Consider the following 17489-nt stretch of genomic DNA (forward strand, 5'->3'; position numbering starts at 1 on the left):
AGGGGTAAGCCAAAGAGACAATGACCCTTTAGCTTGAACAAAGAGAAAGCGGCGTCATTTAGGCGCGGTCGGTAACATGCCCTTATAGGGCTAGAGCAAACCACCCGCTATGCGGGTGGTTATGATTTGCACGAGCAATTTAAGGTACGTTAATATTGAATAGGAATTCATTTATATATACCCGTCATCTTTCAAGTTGCCTCTTTGTTGGCTGCACTCACTCACCCCGGTCACATAGTTATCTATGCTCCCGGGGATTCGCTCCCTTGCCGCCGCGATGCATCTTGAAATCCATAGGGTATAGTCGCTATATATTTGTAAAAATCATTATAATTCATTGGAATTATTGCTATTTTTTACTCTATTTGTGATTCATCGTTTGGAATAAGTTATTTATTGTTCATTATTTATATCCGTCATCTTTCAAGTTGCCTCTTTGTTGGCTGCACTCGCTCACCCCGGTCACATAGTTATCTATGCTCCCGGGGATTCACTCCCTTGCCGTCGCGATGCATCTTGAAATCTTTAGGGTATATATTGAGAATGTATCTGACGATTAGGTTATTAAATGACCTAATAAAGGTATTGACATTGTAGAATAAGGTATCAATTTTATTTTTCGGCTATTTTCTTGTGATAGCGTTTATAAACATTTCAATCAGATCGTGATAAATGCGAGTATTTTGCGATAATTGCATTTTGCTGAATGTGAACTAGATCTTGCTGTTGTGATCTATCTGTTATTAATAACTTTGATGTTGGCTGCATACACTGATGTTGCAAATAACATCTCTAATTTGAATGAGGTGCCATAACCTAAAGATGAAAAGCGTCATGTCAAAGAATTTAACTGTATGGCGGATACTGCTACAGAGTGCCGTACCATTTAAGGGGACAGTTGTATGTGCGTTTTTGGCCTTAACCGTTACATTATCATGCGATCTAAGCGGTCCTTATATTATCAGGAATTATGTTGATAAGGCGACATCAGGAACGACTGTTGATCAACTTATCATGTTGGCAATCATTTATGTTTTTATTGCGTCGATTGGTGTTATCGGTAGTCTGGTAACCAGTTACATGAGCACCAAAGCCGGTTGGGGTATTGCTGATACCATTAGATATAAGCTCTTTCACCATGTGATGACAGTTTTACCTGTATTGGAAATAGAACGGCGATCACAGGGAGAATTGCTGGAAAATATCGAAGGTAATGCTGATATTATAGGAAAAACGATTTCTAAAGCAGGCTTTAAGGCCATTGCTAATTTAGCGCTGACACTAGGGACATTGGTCATTATATTCAGCGTCATGCCTCAGGCTGGTATTGCCATAGCAATCGTCGTCATACTCGTGGCGTATGTGTTGATTCAGTTAACCAGACTTTCTGTTCGTCGTTGGCTAATTGCGCGAAATGAAAAAGCCCGAATCTTTGGTTTTGTCGGTGATTCATTACATGCAATGGATGATTTACAGCCACTGTCGCAGGCGCATTGGCCTGCCATTGCATTTCGTAAGATGTTGTCAATGTTGCTCAAATTTGAACGCAGTGCTTATATTGGTGGCCGGGCTTTTTGGCCAATTACCCAGATCTTCTTTGCACTCTGTTTCGGTATAGGTTTTGGTTTTGGGCTTCAATTACTTGGTGAGAACAGCTTAAGTATCGGTACATTAACGATGGTTTATCTCTACGTTGATAAACTTCGGGAGCCGGTGGAGGATATGTCATCGGAAATAGAGCTGATACAGAAATTATTTGCTGCTTTGTCACTTTCGGCAAAAATGTTAAATGAAGGCGCTCCTGATAAATCATCGGATAATTTATTGCCTGATGGTCCTCTCGCTATCCATTTCGATAATGTTGATTTCAGTTATAACGGAGAAGAAACGCAGGTTTTGCACGGCGTTAATTTTTACGTCGCTCCGGGGAGTAAAATTGGCATTATTGGTAGAACGGGGGCGGGAAAAAGTACCATTCTTAATTTAATGTGTGGATTTGCGCGACCCGATTCAGGAAGAGTGACCATTGGCAATGTCGATGTCTCAACGATTAAGCCGGAAGAGTTTGCGAAAAAGATTGCTGTTCTTAGTCAACGTTCTCATCTGTTTTCCGCAACATTGCGGGAAAATTTAACGCTTTTCAGTAATGAAATATCTGACGATCAAGTTTGGGAGGTTCTTCAAGAATTAGATGTGCTTGAATGGGTTAGGGCACTGCCAGATGGCCTTGATACACAGGTTGGTACTAATGGTCTGATGCTATCAGCAGGAGAAATTCAAATGATAGCGGGTGCCAGAGTGATGTTACAGCATTGCTCGTTGGTCATTATTGATGAAGGAACTTCTCAACTTGATCCCCGAACGGAAGAGAGTTGGCTGAAATTGCTTGAAAAGTTAAGTCACAATTGCACTGTCGTGATGGTCGCACATCGCCTTCACACACTTTCGGTCGTTGATGAAATTATCATTATCGATGATGGGCGGATTCAACAGCGAGTCCCCGAAGCCGAAATTGCAACGTTAACGAGCAATCATGGACTCATGGTATGACTATATCCAATGTATCAACTAAGCTTAAAATGTTACCAGCCTTGATTGAGCTGGTAAAAAAGTTTGCTCCGCTCTATTTCATTACCATGTTCGTGTGGACACTGATGCATGGTTTTCCTCTATTGATTGGTTACTTAATCAGTAAATTACTCGATAGAGCGATGAATGAGCCAACTCACCCTGTCGTCTGGTGGTTGCTTGCCTCTGCGATTGCCACAATGGTCTTGCGATCGCTGTTTCTGTTCCTGGGGTTAACCTTTGATTTTACGTTAATCTTCAAAGTCAGTGCTTACCTGAAAGAGCGGGTTTTATGGGGAGTAAGCCATTGTTCCCGTAATCAGAGACAGACTTTTTCTCAAGGCGATATTCTGAACCGTATTCGTGATGATAGTGATGAAATTGCCGAGTTTCTAAGTTGGACCTCTGATTTTATTTACCGCGCATTACTTTTAATTATCGCATTAGTTGTGCTTATCAACACTGACATAATAACCACACTTGCTCTTATGCCTATGATTGTGGGCCTTTGGGTCGGGGCGATACTTAAACGCAAGGTAGGGAATTTACAGAAGAGTAAACGTCAATCGCAAGGGGACATTGCCGGTAAGATTACTGATGTCTTAACGGGTATACGCGATCTGCGCCTTGGCAACAAAATGGAGGGGCAGATTGAGAGGTTGTCGCGGAAATTTGTCAATCGACGGGCGATTCAAGCTAAACATCAGGTATTTACTGACCTTCTTTCTGGGCTGTTCAAAAATATTGTCATACTTGGAACGTCGGCTGTTTTATTGATAGTGAGTAAACGGATCGTTGATGGCAGTTTTACTGTAGGGAATCTGGCACTATTTTTGACCTATATCGGTTGGATCAGTGAACAGATACTCTTCTTTGGTCGGTCGGTTGCCTATTACAAAAATGCTGATGTGTGTTATGGCCGAATCAGGCAGTTTCTGGCAAATAAAGTAGATAAAAAAGAGAGCAAAGAATATGGGCAAGATGAAATCCTGCATAAGCTAAGTGTTAATCATCTAACTTACTCGAAAACTCAGCCCCCTGTTTCGTTTGAGGCAACGGCTAATCAGGTTATTGGCATTGTCGGTGATATTGGTTCGGGTAAAACCACCTTTTTGCGTTACCTTATTGGTCTGGAAAAATCCAGTTCCGGCAGTGTACTTTGGAATAACAGAGAGGTTCTGGGCAATGAAAACTGGTGGCGGAATCCACGTATCGGATATGCCAGACAGAAAGCGGGTTTTTTTGGTGGAACCGTAAGGCAAAACCTCGCGTTGGGTGATAAGGATATCGATGATGATGTCATGGTACGGGCGCTGGAGGCGGTAGGTTTGACGCCCGGCTCATATGAATTGCCAGAAGGACTCGATACCGTTATTAACTCTGGCAGTGCCGGTCAATTATCTGGCGGCCAGCGTCAACGTTTGGCATTGGCCCGGATGTTATGTCGTCCCGCTGACGTTTATATTGTTGATAACTGCGATTCATCATTAGATACGGATACGGCCCGTCGTTTATGGTCTACCTTACCTGAGTGCTGGCCCGGTCTGTGGATTGTTGTTTCACAAAATGCGGATCTTCTCGCTAAGGCGGACCATATTGTTACCGTTCAACGGCGGAGAGAGTTAGCATAATCCACTTGATATCCACTCCTGGCTAAGTTGGTAGGAGTGGGTGTCAATAATGAAATGGTTTATATTTTTTCCATATCTGGTGAGGGGCGATTATGAATAAAAAAGCTATTTCTACTATGAAACTTGAATCAGATTTGCATGATTACTTCGTGGCTGCTACTGCGGTGAATATGTGGGTATTTGCAATAGGGTTGAGTTGGTAGTTCACTCTGCTATATTGTAAATATGAAAAGAGAGATTGTTATGGTAAAAATCGCTGATTATCCACAAATGAAAAATTATGCTTGGTATCTGGCTGAGGATACTGAGCTAACGTGTTATTTGTAGGTAATGAAATGATATATACTTTTTTTATATCAAACGAGGAGGAACTATGGGTAAACAAGCTGTTTTTACTATGAAACTTGAATCAGATCTGCGCGATCACTTTATGGCTGCCACGGCAGCAGAATACCGCTCAGCCTCTCAAGTTGTCCGTGAACTGATGCGTGAATATGTCCAGCGTCATAAATATCGTGCTTTCCTTCAGGAAAAGGTTGATATCGTACGCCAATCTGTAAAAGAGAGTAATGGTGTTGAACATAGCGACGTAAAAGCGATTTTTTCGGCTCGAAGAGAATAGGTCATGCCGGGGAGATCTCTTCTCTGGTACTTTGGAGATTTTTCCACACGGACACTATCGACTGGTTTATGAGATAAGTAGTGAAACTGTCTGGATTTTAACTTTAGTGCATACATCACGGTTGTGGCCGTAATAAGTTGAGTAATTACATGCTTATTAAGAATTTAATTGTCACATTGGAAGGTGAAATACAAATATTAATAACCACATTGCTTAATGAGCAATGGGAAGCCGCCAGGGAATTAATGAATGAATCATTGCGTATGGCGGCTGATGATTTGGCTTTAACTGTATTGGCAGACAGTTTGTGTAACTCAGATATCGATATTATTTACCACCAGCAAGGTGCTTGTCATTTGCGGCTAAATACTCTCAATGGAAAGTTCAATCTTTATATTGGGATTAAAGATCGGCAAATTAATTCTCTCACGTTATCTCGATGCCCAATACCTGATGCGTATGCAAAACAGGGTATTTTTATCGAAAAAACGTTAAAGACGTTTGGTCTTAGAGATGTCCCGGATGGTTTGGTATGTTTGCCATCACCCTATAATGATGCCAAAGCACTTGTACTATTGCTTGCGGGTTCTGGTCCGCATTCGATGGATTATGATGTTGGGCCTAATCCACTGTTTCGTATGTTGGCACATGAATTAAGTCAATATGGAATTGCGAGTGTACGTTTTGACAAACGTTATTACCGTATCCAGCAGAGAAATATGAACCCTGAGGTTGTCGATCTCAATACGGAAATTGTTGATGATGCTTGTAATATTCTGACTGGTTTGATGGGACATGTTGAATTTCACGATGTGCCAGTATTTCTGGTTGGGCACAGTTTTGGCGGATATGTCAGCCCATTAATTGCAAAGAACTTACAGCAAAAATCGGGTTTAAATGTTACGGGTATTGCGATGTTGGCGGCGCCTTTCCGTAATTTACTCCGGGTGATTTTATCCCAATTACCCAGTGGGAAAGAGCAAGATACAGTATCTCTTGAGCGCTTTTTGTCAGTGCCGGATAGTTATCTCAAACAGATTGAGAATTATCATGCATTTGACTGCTTAAACAGCTTGCCTGCAATGCCGTTATTTTTTGCCCAGGGAGATCAGGATTTCCAGATTTTGCATAATGTTGATTTCACGATGTGGAAAACTGCACTGCAAAATAATAGGCAGACAGAGTTCAAACTCTACACTGGATTGAATCATATTTTATTGCCTACAACAGGATGTGATGGTGGAGAGGATTATTTGCAACCAGGTCAGATACCGGAGCAGGTAATTGCGGATCTGTCTGCGTGGATCATCCACCATTCATCATGAAATAATGAAAGCGCTATTTATCTTTTGCCAGCAGTTTGACCCAATCGTTAATTGTCGGCCATCGCGCTAAATCTGCAAAGTTGACTGGATACCCCGCACATTTTAGCTTATCAACCAGCATCAGCATTTTTATCGAATCGAAACCGATATCAAAAAGATTTTCATCCTCTGGTATTATTTCTGCTTCCGGGTGAAGCGCTCTGATTTCTCGATGTAAAATTTCATAGATAAGCTGATTTTTCATTGTGTCTCCAAAAAGTTTTATGAAACAAAACAAGTTACAATTCTCTGATACCTTCGATTGGCGCTGATGCGGCTGCGCGATGTGATGGATATACACCAAATACTACGGTAATAAAGCAGGCTGCGAGGGAAGCGAGTAAAAAGGAGTAGAAAGAGAAACCAACCGCAATATCAAATAGTAATAAAATTCTGAAACCGATAAATGAGAATAACAATCCTAATAATGTTCCCAATAATGAAATTAAAAATGCTTCAGTAAGAAACTGGTAAAAAATATCGGAATAACTTGCCCCTACAGCAAGCCGTATACCAATTTCTCTTCTACGTTCTTTAACACTGATTAAAATCGTATTCATCACACTGACGCCCGCAACAAAGAGGGTCACTGATGATATTGACAGTAGGAAAAGATTAATTTTTGACTGGGTCTCATGCAACGTTTTCAACAACTCGGTGGTATTACGTACCTCATAGCTTTGTTGATGTTTAAACCGTGACAACCGTTGTTCAACAGCGTATTTAACCGGCTCAATATGGGAGGCATCTTTGGCTTTCAACACCATACCGCCAGGAGGTGTATGGCCGAACAGCCGTACCAAATAGCTGTTGCCTGGCAAAAATGCGGCATCATCGACGCCTGCATCCATGCCTTCGCCTTTCTGTGTCAGGATACCGATAACTTGCATTGAGATGTCGTTGATCTTAATGCTCTGCTCAAATGCGGTTTCTTTTTGTGGAAAGAGTCGCTCGGCCAGAGATGCTCCCAAAACCACGACATTTGCCAAGGCAGCATCGTCTTGTGGTGTGTAAAAACGTCCACGATCAATCACCAGATTACGGATAATCGCGATATTTGCATTAGCGCCAATCAATTGAGCATCAGCAGAGCCTTGTGGCGAAACTATTGTTCCTGGCGCAGTATAAAATAGAGTGCTGTGGCTAATATGCGGATTACCTGAAAGTGACGTTATATCCTCTTGCGTCAGATAATTATTATGGGAATCGAAAGCGCCGTTTTTTTGTCCCTTGTATTTTACTGAAATGATATTACTTCCCATTGAAGAAACCATCTTAACAATATGATGCTTGGTTTCTGTACCAATTGCTTGCATGATCACAATCGAAGCTACTCCGATGGCAATGCATAATAGAGTCAAGAAGACTCGTGTTTTATGAGCGGTAAGAGAGCGTACCGCCATTTTGAGGTTGAACAGGATAACGGTTAAGTAAGCATTGAATCTTAAGGTTATTTTACTCATGCTCATTGAGCCACCAAACAACCACTGTCCAGATATAGCCGGCGTTTGGCATATTCAGCAACAACTTGGTCATGTGTTACTAGAATGATGCCGCATCCATTATGATGTAATTCAGTAAAAAGTTGCATGAGGTTGGTCGCATTAGTGGTATCTAACGCGCCGGTAGGTTCATCAGCAATAATAAACTTTGGATTGTTGATCAAAGCGCGAGCGACAGCAACGCGTTGCTGTTCTCCCCCTGATAGATGGCGCGGGTATTTATCTAATAAATTGTCAAGCTGGAGACGATCGATTAAGTAACGGAAATGTTCTCTGTCATAATTGAAGTTTCTTTTTGAGTAGTACATGGGCATCAAGATATTTTCATCAATGCGGTAGTTTTCCAGCAGGTTATAATTTTGAAAGACAAAGCCAAAATATTTTCGCCGTAAAAGCGCCAATGAGTAAATCTTTTGCTGAGTTACCGTGAGATCGTTAATAAGATATTCTCCCGCACTGGCGATATCCAAAAGCCCTATTATATTCAATAAGGTACTTTTCCCTGAACCGGAGCGACCAAGAATAGCAACATAATCATTCTGGTCTATGGTTAAGCAAATATCTTTCAGGACAAGATGCTGTTTACCCTCATTACCATAGGTTTTGCAGATATTATTTAGCGTTATCATTGTTACTACCTCCAAGATTATCTTGTTTGGAAAGTACAACGATCTGCTCGTTATTCTGCAATCCGCTGACAACGACTGAACGTCTTCCATTGTTATGACCGATCAATAATTTTCTTACTACGATGTTTCCATCTTTCATCTCACGTAAAAAATAGGTAGTTAGATCATCGTTCAAAGGTTGATGCCGTTTATTATTCAGTATGTCACTGGGTATGGTCACTACGCCGGTGCTTTCGTGGGTCACAATAGTGACATCCGCACTCATACTGGGTTTGAGCAGGAAATTATCATTAGGGACATCAAATAGCACGGTATAATAAACGGCATTATTAATGAGATCGGGCTTATACATAATCTTCTTAACATTACCGTGCCATATATGCTGATTTGTACTATAGATCTTGAAGGAAGCTTTTTGCCCCGTCACGATTTGGTTAATATCTGCTTCGGAAACTTTTGCATAAACAGTCATATTTTTGAGGTCGGCAATTTGCATGAGAACCGGTGTCTGTTGATTGACATTTAGCGTTTGCCCGGGGTCAACATGAATTGCAGTCACTACGCCGGCAATCGGCGAATAGATTTGGGTATAACTGAGGCTGACTTCTTCACTATGCAAAATATGTTCATTTTGCCTGATGTCTGCTTTGAGGCTTTCAATTCTGGCCTGGCTTTTTTTGACGCCAAAAGCAGCCTCATCCAGCAGTTGCTGGCTGGTTGCGGAGTGCAGGTTAAGCTCTCTTTGGCGCTTTTCCGTGATGACCAGAAGTTGATAAGCATATTGTTCTTCCTGCAACATGGCTCGCAATTTTTCTAGTCGCGCTCGGCTTGCCTCAACTTTAGTACGATAAAAAGTATCATCAATGCTAGCGACCAGCTTACCTGCTTCAACGCTATCCCCGACTTCAACATATAACTTGGTTAACTGGCCTGAGATTTGGCTACCAACATTGACCTGACTGGTTGGTTGTACAACACCGGCAGCATTTACCGTAGTAATAACATCACATAACGTTCCGGTGATGATTTGTTCTGTCATCACCGTAGATGTCTCTTTTTGGCTAAAGTTGTTATAAGCCACGGCAAGAAAAGCGATCATGATGATGGTGATAACAACCCATTTCTTTTTTTTGACCAGCACAATCAGCATCCATTTTACTATTTGTTATCGTTCCATATTGCCAGGCATCAGGTCATGCTGAGTGCCTATGCAATCCAATAAATCAATCAAAAACAGCCCCATGTCGCTGATGATATCTTCAGAGAAAATATCATCATCGTAGAGCCATTCCAGACCTATCCCCGTTGGCAAATTGATCAGTTCGAGCGCGATATCTCCTTTAGGCTTGAGCCCCTTGATTTTTTCTTTGGTGCAACGGGTTTCACCAAGATATAAACCGGTTTCAAACCCTATTTGAGAAGAAAAATAATAAGTGACTTCCGGCAATTGCATACCGTGGTGGTGATGGAGATGTTGTTTCAAATAGGCCAGTGAGATATTGGAATGGATATTTGCCTCTGCCAGAAAATCGCGGACATACCTGGATACGTTAATCAGCGAAATTTCCGCAGTAACGTAGGGCAGCAGTAGTGTGGTTGCGAAGCTACCAACACTGTCAAACGGTATGGGAGGAACGCGGTTGGCACAAGGAATACCGATGATAATCTCATCTTTATTGAGTAATGAGTTAATGGTCATCAGAAATGCGCCAATCACAATATGTTCCAGAGTCACCGAATATTTTTTCTGTGTGCTGGATAGTGCGGCGATTAATTGTGGAGACAACGGCATTGAATAACGTCGGCCTCGGACCCTAAGATGAGCTTCCGATGAATCATTATTTTGTCCGGCAACCGAAAGGACGTTGAACAATTTTTCTGTCCAAAAATTTAATGTTTCGTCTGACATGCGCTGATTAATGAGATTAATGCTTGTTTCCGTCGAGGCTTCAATCTTTGGTACATTATCTGCGTAAACGGAAGATAATTTTTGCAACACATGAGCAATCGACATCCCGTCACAAAATGCATGATGAAAATTTAATAAAAGATAGTTCTCATGTTCTGCTATTTTTAATAACTTAAAATATACCGGTGGATTATCCTGTAACGCCATCGGTTTAAATGCCATATCATTTAAGATCTTGCGGAATGAAATCTCAATATTGATGCCGGTAGCATGAGTTAAATCGATATATTCGAAAGGCAGGTTCTCTTCAATAACAGGTGAGAGGGTTAAAGAGAGTTGCCCATCTATTATGGTGACTCTTTGGCAGAGGGCAGGGAAATATTGCATGATATACAGCAAAGCGTAACGTAATTTCTTTAAATCAATCTCGCCGGTCAGATGATAATATAGTGGGATATTATGAGCGCCGGAACGATTAGAGATAGTATCGATGATCCAATAATACTGGTCGTGTTGTTCTGTCAGGCAAGTGTTATTTTTATCGATTAAAACCGGTATTTGTCCTTGTTGAATGACAGATTGTAATAGATAACCTAATCTAGGGGCGTGATAGAAATCTTCCAGGTGAATAGAACAATTAAAACGTTGCTGGATCTTGTTAATTAATAATAATGCCTTAAGCGAAGTACCACCTGCGTCAAAGAAATTCGTCTCTTCATCAACAATGCCATCGCTATCGCCAAAAACTTCCCGCCATAAAGTAAAAAATATTTCTCGTTTTTCGCCTTTAATCTGAGAAATATTATCTTCTTTATTCAACTCTGATATTGTAACAGAATTGTTGGATGATGATAATTCGACAATAAAAGGTACCTGCAATTTTGGGTAACATCCACGCAAAAATGAGACGATTTCGTGACGTGTGATTGAGCATGATCTATCAGGTATAAATATATTAATATATTGGTACCCCGTTTCATTTTCTTTTATCGCTAAATGAATGTCATCAATATTAATCGCCGCTGTAATTAATTTTTGCATTTCATCCAGATCGACACGTTTCCCGTCAATTTTATGCTCTTTATCCAGACGGCCAATGAAATTTAAATTCCCTTGGGCATCGTAAAATCCACGGTCTCCGGTTAAATAATAGATTTCTCCATCGTTCAACTGTAAGAATTTACGTGAAGTTGACTGATTATCGTTAATATATCCGATACAGATAGAATCGCCCCGGATGCATATTTCTCCACTACTGCCATTAATGATCTTATTAGTTCCATATTCCCGAATAACGATAGTGGTATTTGCTAGCGCTTTACCAATGATATTACCGGGTTGAAATTTATCATCTATTTTGTGACTGCTAGCCACAACGCAACATTCTGTTGGGCCATAAGAGTTAATCAAGGAAATACCGCATCCTACTTTTTCCAACCAATGATGAATGGCTTTATCCATTGCTAGATCGCCACCGATAATTGTCATTCTAATCGAAGGTGCGAGTTCTTTAATGGTTGAATGTAGGAAAAAGACAATTTGATGCCAATAATTGGTAGGAAAATTAACTATAGTGACCGATTGTGTATGGCAAAATGAAAATAGTGTCTCCAGTTCAACGATCATATTATCATTGGCAATGGCTAATGTAGCGCCTTGATAAAAACATCCGAACACTTCTTCAATATAAGCATCGAAGACGGGTGTGCTGAAATTGAGAATAATGTCATCTTGTTTAATATCATACTGCTCTGTCATTGCCGCCAAATAGGCATAAAGCCCCTTAAACGTTATCGGTACTGCTTTCGGTACACCTGTGGTGCCTGATGTGAAAAAGATATAGGCTTCGTCTTCTTGAGTTGCGGGACGTTTTATATCATGCCCCAGAAATATCTCGGAAGGGCGAGTTTCTATATCTTCGATAAAGAGAATGTGCGTATTATTAACACCGTTTACTTTTTCATGGTAATGACGAGCAGTGATTAATAAAGAAATATTCAGGCTACTTAATATATTATTTATCTCTTCTTGCCCAAATGTCATATTGATTGGGACAAAACATAATCCCGCAGTATGGATGGATAATATGGATAATAAGGAATCCACCCCTCTGGGCAATAATACGGCTACCCTTCGGTTTTGTAGTGGGCAGGATAATAACAATTGACTGAAAGTGGATAATTTTCGGTAAAGTTCACGGTAATTAAGGCAATGCACGGCGTTTATTTCTGTTTGATCCCCATAAATGACAGATTTTTTGTCCGGTGATACTGCAAATATTTGTGCTATTCGACCAATAATATTCTCTTTGATAGGGTGATTAACGACAATATTTTCTGGGTTATCTAGGCTAGATATAATATTATCCGTTGGTTCAATTTCTTTATATTTCCCCCAATATGTCTCAACCGTTTCATTAATATTTTCTGCAATCGTACCATAAATACGTAAATAATCGTCGATCAGAGTATGGGCGGCAAAATGACTATACAGGCGGCTCCCCACATCCAATTCAACTAATGCTGATTTCCCATCAGGAGAAAACCGGATGTTAATACCATAATTGTTGACTGCGCCGGAAGTCATACAACCGCGAATGGCGCGATTATCTTTCATAAGATCATGTTCAAGCTCATGTAGCAGATTAACATAGGGAGCGGCAGTAAATTGATCTGCTCGACTGATTGCTTCATCATTTAAATCATTTAAATCATTTATATCAATACGGCTATGCTTGCTATGCAGACTAATTTGCGACTGCATTGCTACGAGGATCTGTTTTATTGTTGCCTGCGGGGCCAAAGAAACCATCAGAGGCAAGGTGTTCATTGCCGGGCGATAATAGCGGTACTCTCCTTTATCATGTCGGTTAGAGAAGGGTAAATTGATGATACTTGTTGATAAGCAACCTCGTTTGGTCATTTGCAGACATAGAGCCAGTATCATCATTAATTTATCATTAAAGGTAAAACCACCGTTATTTGCGGTGAGCGGCCGGCTTACTTTAATTGCTTTTGAGGGAAATAGGCGTTTACGGGCATAATCCTCTAATTTGGGCAGTTGGTTGAGGTAATTATTCCAATACTCTTTGTTGTTGGCATAATGCACGTTTGCTTTATATTTAACTTCGTCAAGGTAAGCCTGATAGGTAAAAATAGGCGCTGATGTTGGGTGGAATGTTGGTTGTTCATAGCAAGACAAAACATCATGAATCAACTGACCTATGCCCCAATAATCTGTGGCAATATGGTGAGCGATGATTCCCCAGAAATAGCACCCAACATCATTGAAGTAAAGATAATGCCTTATCGTCACACCCTTTTCAGGCGCTAGCGGTTGAGTTGTTCTCTTTGCAAAATCTGCTTTTGCCGCTGGTTCTACTATTGGCTCTGACAGTTTTATTGGTATAACTTCGACCTGTGTAGATCCCTTCTCCTGAAAAATATTGTGTTCAGCAATACGGTAACGTAAGGAAAAACCATCATTGAAGTGATGAATGGTTATAATGGCCTGCTTCAATCTTGCCAAACTAATATTATCACTGAAACTGACGAATTCACCGACATTGAAGACAGACTTATCGTCAGCAACAGTGTTAGCAATAGCTAAACGGAGCTGTGTATAATTCAACGGCCAATAATTGTCACTATATTCCATTATTTTGCGGCTCCACGCTATCTGCCTATCCAAATAGGCTATTTTATTTGCCATTCTTTGCTATAAAGAGCGAACCTGGGCAGTGCTCAAAATCCTCACGTACTACGTGTACGCTCCGGTTTTTCCGCGCTGTCCGTGTTCACTGTTCATTGATAAGAATGGCCTGCGACAATGACGCCTATTGGGATAGGCGCTATATTTTACCTTGTAACTCGCCCTTTATTTTTTCAAAAATAGATTCATCTATGCATAACCCAATATTACCTTCTGAGCTAAAGCAGATCAGAGGGCGTTTACTTACACGCAGAATAAAATGTTTGTTTTGTCCCTTGTGGTAGTATCCAGACGAATAATGGATAATATGTATACCATTACTTCGACTAAAATCTTCCAAGGAAACGCCTTCTTCCTGGTGTAATGAGGAAATAACCCATTCGTGTGAATATACCCCGGACTTCATCAATAATTTTCCTTCCTTGACCACGGCTTTATTTGATAACAGTTGATAGCCTATAAATAAGGTAATGATGACAAAGAGCGTTGTCGCGATACTTGCCGCCAGCTTATTGGGATTGCTGTTACTGAGCCAGTATGGTACAGGCAGAAAAACTAAAGCGATCAGGACGAGCATAGCGACATTCATTAATATGACTTTGAAGTCTGGATTTAATCCCACGATATTATTCATGCTGCTGCCATTCCTAAAGATAATTTGGTAAAGAGATGAATCACTTCTTTGCGTTCTTCGCGGGTTGCGGGCAGATTGATATAACCACACTTTTGCGCCGCAAACAGGCAAGCGGTGATCTCCCTTCTAACAGCTTCTTTGACCAGTGTATCCACCATTTCTTGGTTGTTATAGAGTCTGGCAAGATGAAGAGAAGCCGTGCCGGTTGAAAGGTCGCTATGATCAATTTTGGGTAAATAATTTGCCATACATACAGTAACCGCTACTTGTACCGCCAGGCTCAAGTAAGCTGCTACGTTAACGGCCGCCGCCGCGTTCACCGCTGCGACAACTCGGGTGCCAACAGCTACGTTAACCGCAGCGACGACATTTGCCCCTACCACAAGGCGAGCAATCTCAATACTGGTGTCATCTTCACGGTTTAAGGGTTCCAGAATTTCCTTCAGCCGGATAAGAGGAGGAGTGTTTGTGTCTTGGAGCTGGTAGGATTCGATGTGTTCTTTAAAATGCGCGACAAGACTGGCATCTTGATTGAGATGGTGATTGATTCGGCTTCTCAGACTTGAGCCCCTTTCGTTTAAACCATAGGTTTTTAAGTGGGAAAAGAGCGCTTCATAGTCGTTGGTTTTTACCGCATTCATTAAGTCTTTGTCATAAGTGATGAATAGCAGTAATTCCTCCGCGGAACCGGGGCTAACGATATCTTTGTCTATGCCAAATTCAGCCAGCACTTTTTCCGGTGATTCCCGGTATTCTAATGCTAAATTGGGCTGTTGTTGTAGGGTTTCCCAGAATCGGTTATAGGTGATGATCTCTTCCCAAACTTCAACCGGGAGTTTGGCGTTTGACATTGACAGCCTTAGCTTATTTTCTTCAACCTCCCCCGGAGAGAGTAATGAACGTGGCACGCCAAACAGGCGGTTGCTATCAGTGCTAGCGTTGACGGTGGGTATGACACTGCCAATAGCTGCACCGGCAGCCACGCCAATAAATGTACGTCTTTTCATAATTCGTTCCTTTATAAGTTAACGGAATTCTTTTTTTATTGAGCGTTGTATAAGATAATATGTAACCTTTCCTTATTAAGCTTCTTCATTACTGAAATAATTATCTAACTGATATTTCTTGCCTGCGATATTGATTGTAAGTATATATTGTGATTACCATAACAGTATTTGGGTATAGCATCTAATACTCAATGGGAAAATATAGAATAATTTACCCTCCGCTCGATTAAAGGTTAGACGGTACTAACTATTAGCTGGATGGTGAAATTTTGCAATAGATTAGTTGATTAAATTTATATTTTGAGCGTTTAGACTAAATATATCTTGCGACAAAATGTCCTTATTTAGAGTCCGATCACAAAATAACAAGTAAAAATATTTCTAAAGAAGAATAAAGTATTTCCTTTCCTTGATTACCACTACATTCAATAAAAATTTGCTAGCCGGAAAAAGGGTGTTTTCGCAATATTCGTTAGTAGTAACATCAAAGCTCCAACTCGATCCTGTTATACCCGTTATCTTTCAAGTTGCCTCTTTGTTGGCTGCGCTCGCTCACCCCGGCCACATAATTACCTATGCTCCCGGGGATTCACTCCCTTGCCATCGCGATCCATCTTGAAATCCATAGGGTATATATTTTTCATTCCTCAGTTAAATTAATGGCATTTTTTTCTGCTGAGTAGTAGATGAGATCCAGCCGTTCTTTAGCGTTAAATTTCTTTATTACCGGAATAATTTCTTTGTGATAATTATCTAACAGATTCCGGCGTGTCCTTTCGTCTTTATGCAAATAAGCACAGGCTTGGCAGGGATGAACGATTTTTTCCAGATTAATATTGCTATCCTGCGGGCGATATTTTTTTAGGATGTTGTATGGTCCCTCAGTTCTTAACCAGACTTTCATAAAGTCTTCTTCCTGACCTTTAAAAAGCTGAGATACATCGCCTCCTTGTAAACGGCCAAGTTTCATTTCGGGGATATGCTCTAATGTCAGCCCACAGCAAGCGGAAATTTCACCGTGTGGTGTCAGTACAATATTTTCAAAGACCTGATCGCACCCTTTTGCCAGTTGCTGATCCCGGTTTGGAATATCTTTTCGTTCTTCGCTGGTGTCATAAAACGGCATCCAGGTATTTCGCTGTAAATTAATCTTGTTTTGCCCTTTCAGTCGCTTAATAACGGGATTCTGGGTGATCTGCGTTGCAATGGCGGAATCAAAGGTATCCTGTTCTACGGTAATCAGTGTTGTAATATTTTGTTCGGCCAATGCTTCTGCCGCTGTCACTACGCTATCAAGGGGAATCCATTCACTGTGATCTTTCCCTGTACTGATATTCATCTCTGTGATGCCCGCATTTATTAAATCTTGAGCGATTTTTTGCGCCTTTTCTCTATTTTTCCCCCAATAACCGTTAGTCACGCAACGAGTTAATAAGCCGTGATCTGAGGCAAAGCGAATGGCTTCAATCAGATCTTTACCTAGCAGGAAACACTCCCCACCACTGAAAACAACTAACTTTAGCCCTGGAAAATTAGCTTTTGAGTGTGCAATAAATTGTTTAATTTCATCCAGGCTTAAACGCGCTTTTACCGAGGGGTTACATTCAAAACAACATTCTTTGCAAGCAGCATTGCAAGTATATGTTGTGATCACGGTGGCGGTGTTCGGATATTGTTCCCAATATCCAGGAGGAAAGCATGACATAATTTACCCCTGTTGGATTAAAGGTTATACGTTACTAACTATTAGCAATATGATTTTATTTTGCAATATATTAGGTAATTAAATTTGTATTTTGAGTGCTTGCACGAAGTATGATTTGTTACGGAATGAATTTATTTAGAAGCAGCTCACAAAATAGGGTTCGAAATATTTCTGGTTGAGGATAAAGTAAATAGGTATAAACAGTAA

Annotated in this window: 14 protein-coding genes; 6 read left to right on the forward strand and 8 right to left on the reverse strand. The window is 40.8% G+C overall.

Annotation, left to right across the window (positions count from 1 at the left end; translation table 11 throughout):
* Nucleotides 1-834: 834 nt before the first annotated feature.
* The 5 genes from CKY02_RS17915 to CKY02_RS17935 all read left to right on the forward strand — a co-directional run bounded on the left by CKY02_RS17915 (nucleotide 835) and on the right by CKY02_RS17935 (nucleotide 6146).
* On the forward strand, nucleotides 835-2550 hold the full coding sequence (locus CKY02_RS17915; protein WP_238399227.1) for an ABC transporter ATP-binding protein: 1716 nt from the start codon (nucleotides 835-837) through the stop codon (nucleotides 2548-2550).
* Nucleotides 2547-4199: an ATP-binding cassette domain-containing protein gene (locus CKY02_RS17920; protein ID WP_112896331.1), complete on the forward strand. Its 1653-nt coding sequence runs from the start codon at nucleotides 2547-2549 to the stop codon at nucleotides 4197-4199. The genes CKY02_RS17915 and CKY02_RS17920 overlap by 4 nt, the downstream gene beginning before the upstream one ends.
* Before the next feature lie 373 nt (nucleotides 4200-4572).
* Nucleotides 4573-4821 (forward strand): antitoxin of toxin-antitoxin stability system, encoded by a 249-nt coding sequence (locus CKY02_RS17925; protein WP_112896332.1) that lies wholly within the window; start codon nucleotides 4573-4575, stop codon nucleotides 4819-4821.
* A gap of 31 nt (nucleotides 4822-4852) precedes the next feature.
* Complete coding sequence (locus tag CKY02_RS26560; RefSeq protein ID WP_338015692.1) at nucleotides 4853-4954, forward strand: type II toxin-antitoxin system RelE/ParE family toxin; 102 nt, start codon at nucleotides 4853-4855, stop codon at nucleotides 4952-4954.
* Nucleotides 4955-4970: 16 nt separating this feature from the next.
* On the forward strand, nucleotides 4971-6146 hold the full coding sequence (locus tag CKY02_RS17935; RefSeq protein WP_112896333.1) for an alpha/beta hydrolase: 1176 nt from the start codon (nucleotides 4971-4973) through the stop codon (nucleotides 6144-6146).
* Nucleotides 6147-6159: 13 nt separating this feature from the next.
* On the opposite strand, the gene CKY02_RS17940 is transcribed toward CKY02_RS17935, so the two are convergent.
* The 7 genes from CKY02_RS17940 to CKY02_RS17970 form a co-directional block, all read right to left on the reverse strand.
* Complete coding sequence (locus CKY02_RS17940) at nucleotides 6160-6390, reverse strand: phosphopantetheine-binding protein (protein WP_112896334.1); 231 nt, start codon at nucleotides 6388-6390, stop codon at nucleotides 6160-6162.
* Nucleotides 6391-6424: 34 nt separating this feature from the next.
* Complete coding sequence (locus CKY02_RS17945; protein ID WP_112896354.1) at nucleotides 6425-7648, reverse strand: ABC transporter permease; 1224 nt, start codon at nucleotides 7646-7648, stop codon at nucleotides 6425-6427.
* Nucleotides 7649-7650: 2 nt separating this feature from the next.
* The gene (locus CKY02_RS17950) at nucleotides 7651-8316 is read right to left on the reverse strand and encodes an ABC transporter ATP-binding protein (RefSeq protein ID WP_112896335.1); all 666 of its coding nucleotides are present in this window, start codon (nucleotides 8314-8316) and stop codon (nucleotides 7651-7653) included.
* Nucleotides 8300-9457, reverse strand: a complete 1158-nt coding sequence (locus tag CKY02_RS17955) for an efflux RND transporter periplasmic adaptor subunit (protein ID WP_112896355.1) — start codon at nucleotides 9455-9457, stop codon at nucleotides 8300-8302. The genes CKY02_RS17950 and CKY02_RS17955 overlap by 17 nt, the downstream gene beginning before the upstream one ends.
* Before the next feature lie 24 nt (nucleotides 9458-9481).
* Nucleotides 9482-13882, reverse strand: a complete 4401-nt coding sequence (locus CKY02_RS17960; RefSeq protein WP_112896336.1) for a condensation domain-containing protein — start codon at nucleotides 13880-13882, stop codon at nucleotides 9482-9484.
* A 193-nt stretch (nucleotides 13883-14075) separates the two neighbouring features.
* Nucleotides 14076-14570 (reverse strand): hypothetical protein, encoded by a 495-nt coding sequence (locus CKY02_RS17965; RefSeq protein ID WP_112896337.1) that lies wholly within the window; start codon nucleotides 14568-14570, stop codon nucleotides 14076-14078.
* Nucleotides 14567-15577: a hypothetical protein gene (locus CKY02_RS17970; protein WP_112896338.1), complete on the reverse strand. Its 1011-nt coding sequence runs from the start codon at nucleotides 15575-15577 to the stop codon at nucleotides 14567-14569. The genes CKY02_RS17965 and CKY02_RS17970 overlap by 4 nt, the downstream gene beginning before the upstream one ends.
* A 454-nt stretch (nucleotides 15578-16031) precedes the next feature.
* Here CKY02_RS17970 and CKY02_RS24870 point away from each other — a divergent pair, with 454 nt between their 5' ends.
* Nucleotides 16032-16196, forward strand: coding sequence for a hypothetical protein (locus CKY02_RS24870; RefSeq protein ID WP_167405331.1), 165 nt, complete (start codon nucleotides 16032-16034; stop codon nucleotides 16194-16196).
* A 21-nt stretch (nucleotides 16197-16217) separates the two neighbouring features.
* Here the strand turns inward: CKY02_RS24870 and CKY02_RS17975 are convergent, their stop codons facing one another.
* Nucleotides 16218-17282: a radical SAM protein gene (locus tag CKY02_RS17975; RefSeq protein ID WP_112896339.1), complete on the reverse strand. Its 1065-nt coding sequence runs from the start codon at nucleotides 17280-17282 to the stop codon at nucleotides 16218-16220.
* Nucleotides 17283-17489 lie beyond the last annotated feature (207 nt).

This window comes from Photorhabdus bodei, from assembly GCF_003287735.1.
Lineage (GTDB): Bacteria > Pseudomonadota > Gammaproteobacteria > Enterobacterales > Enterobacteriaceae > Photorhabdus > Photorhabdus kayaii.

Excerpts from the sequence above, each read along its gene's own strand:
- CKY02_RS17975 (WP_112896339.1), bottom strand. The coding sequence starts at position 17,282 with ATGTCATGCTTTCCTCCTGGATATTGGGAACAATATCCGAACACCGCC.
- CKY02_RS17935 (WP_112896333.1), top strand. The coding sequence starts at position 4,971 with ATGCTTATTAAGAATTTAATTGTCACATTGGAAGGTGAAATACAAATA.
- CKY02_RS17940 (WP_112896334.1), bottom strand. The coding sequence starts at position 6,390 with ATGAAAAATCAGCTTATCTATGAAATTTTACATCGAGAAATCAGAGCG.
- CKY02_RS17915 (WP_238399227.1), top strand. The coding sequence starts at position 835 with ATGTCAAAGAATTTAACTGTATGGCGGATACTGCTACAGAGTGCCGTA.
- CKY02_RS17950 (WP_112896335.1), bottom strand. The coding sequence starts at position 8,316 with ATGATAACGCTAAATAATATCTGCAAAACCTATGGTAATGAGGGTAAA.
- CKY02_RS17925 (WP_112896332.1), top strand. The coding sequence starts at position 4,573 with ATGGGTAAACAAGCTGTTTTTACTATGAAACTTGAATCAGATCTGCGC.
- CKY02_RS17970 (WP_112896338.1), bottom strand. The coding sequence starts at position 15,577 with ATGAAAAGACGTACATTTATTGGCGTGGCTGCCGGTGCAGCTATTGGC.
- CKY02_RS17920 (WP_112896331.1), top strand. The coding sequence starts at position 2,547 with ATGACTATATCCAATGTATCAACTAAGCTTAAAATGTTACCAGCCTTG.
- CKY02_RS17945 (WP_112896354.1), bottom strand. The coding sequence starts at position 7,648 with ATGAGTAAAATAACCTTAAGATTCAATGCTTACTTAACCGTTATCCTG.
- CKY02_RS17960 (WP_112896336.1), bottom strand. The coding sequence starts at position 13,882 with ATGGAATATAGTGACAATTATTGGCCGTTGAATTATACACAGCTCCGT.
- CKY02_RS17965 (WP_112896337.1), bottom strand. The coding sequence starts at position 14,570 with ATGAATAATATCGTGGGATTAAATCCAGACTTCAAAGTCATATTAATG.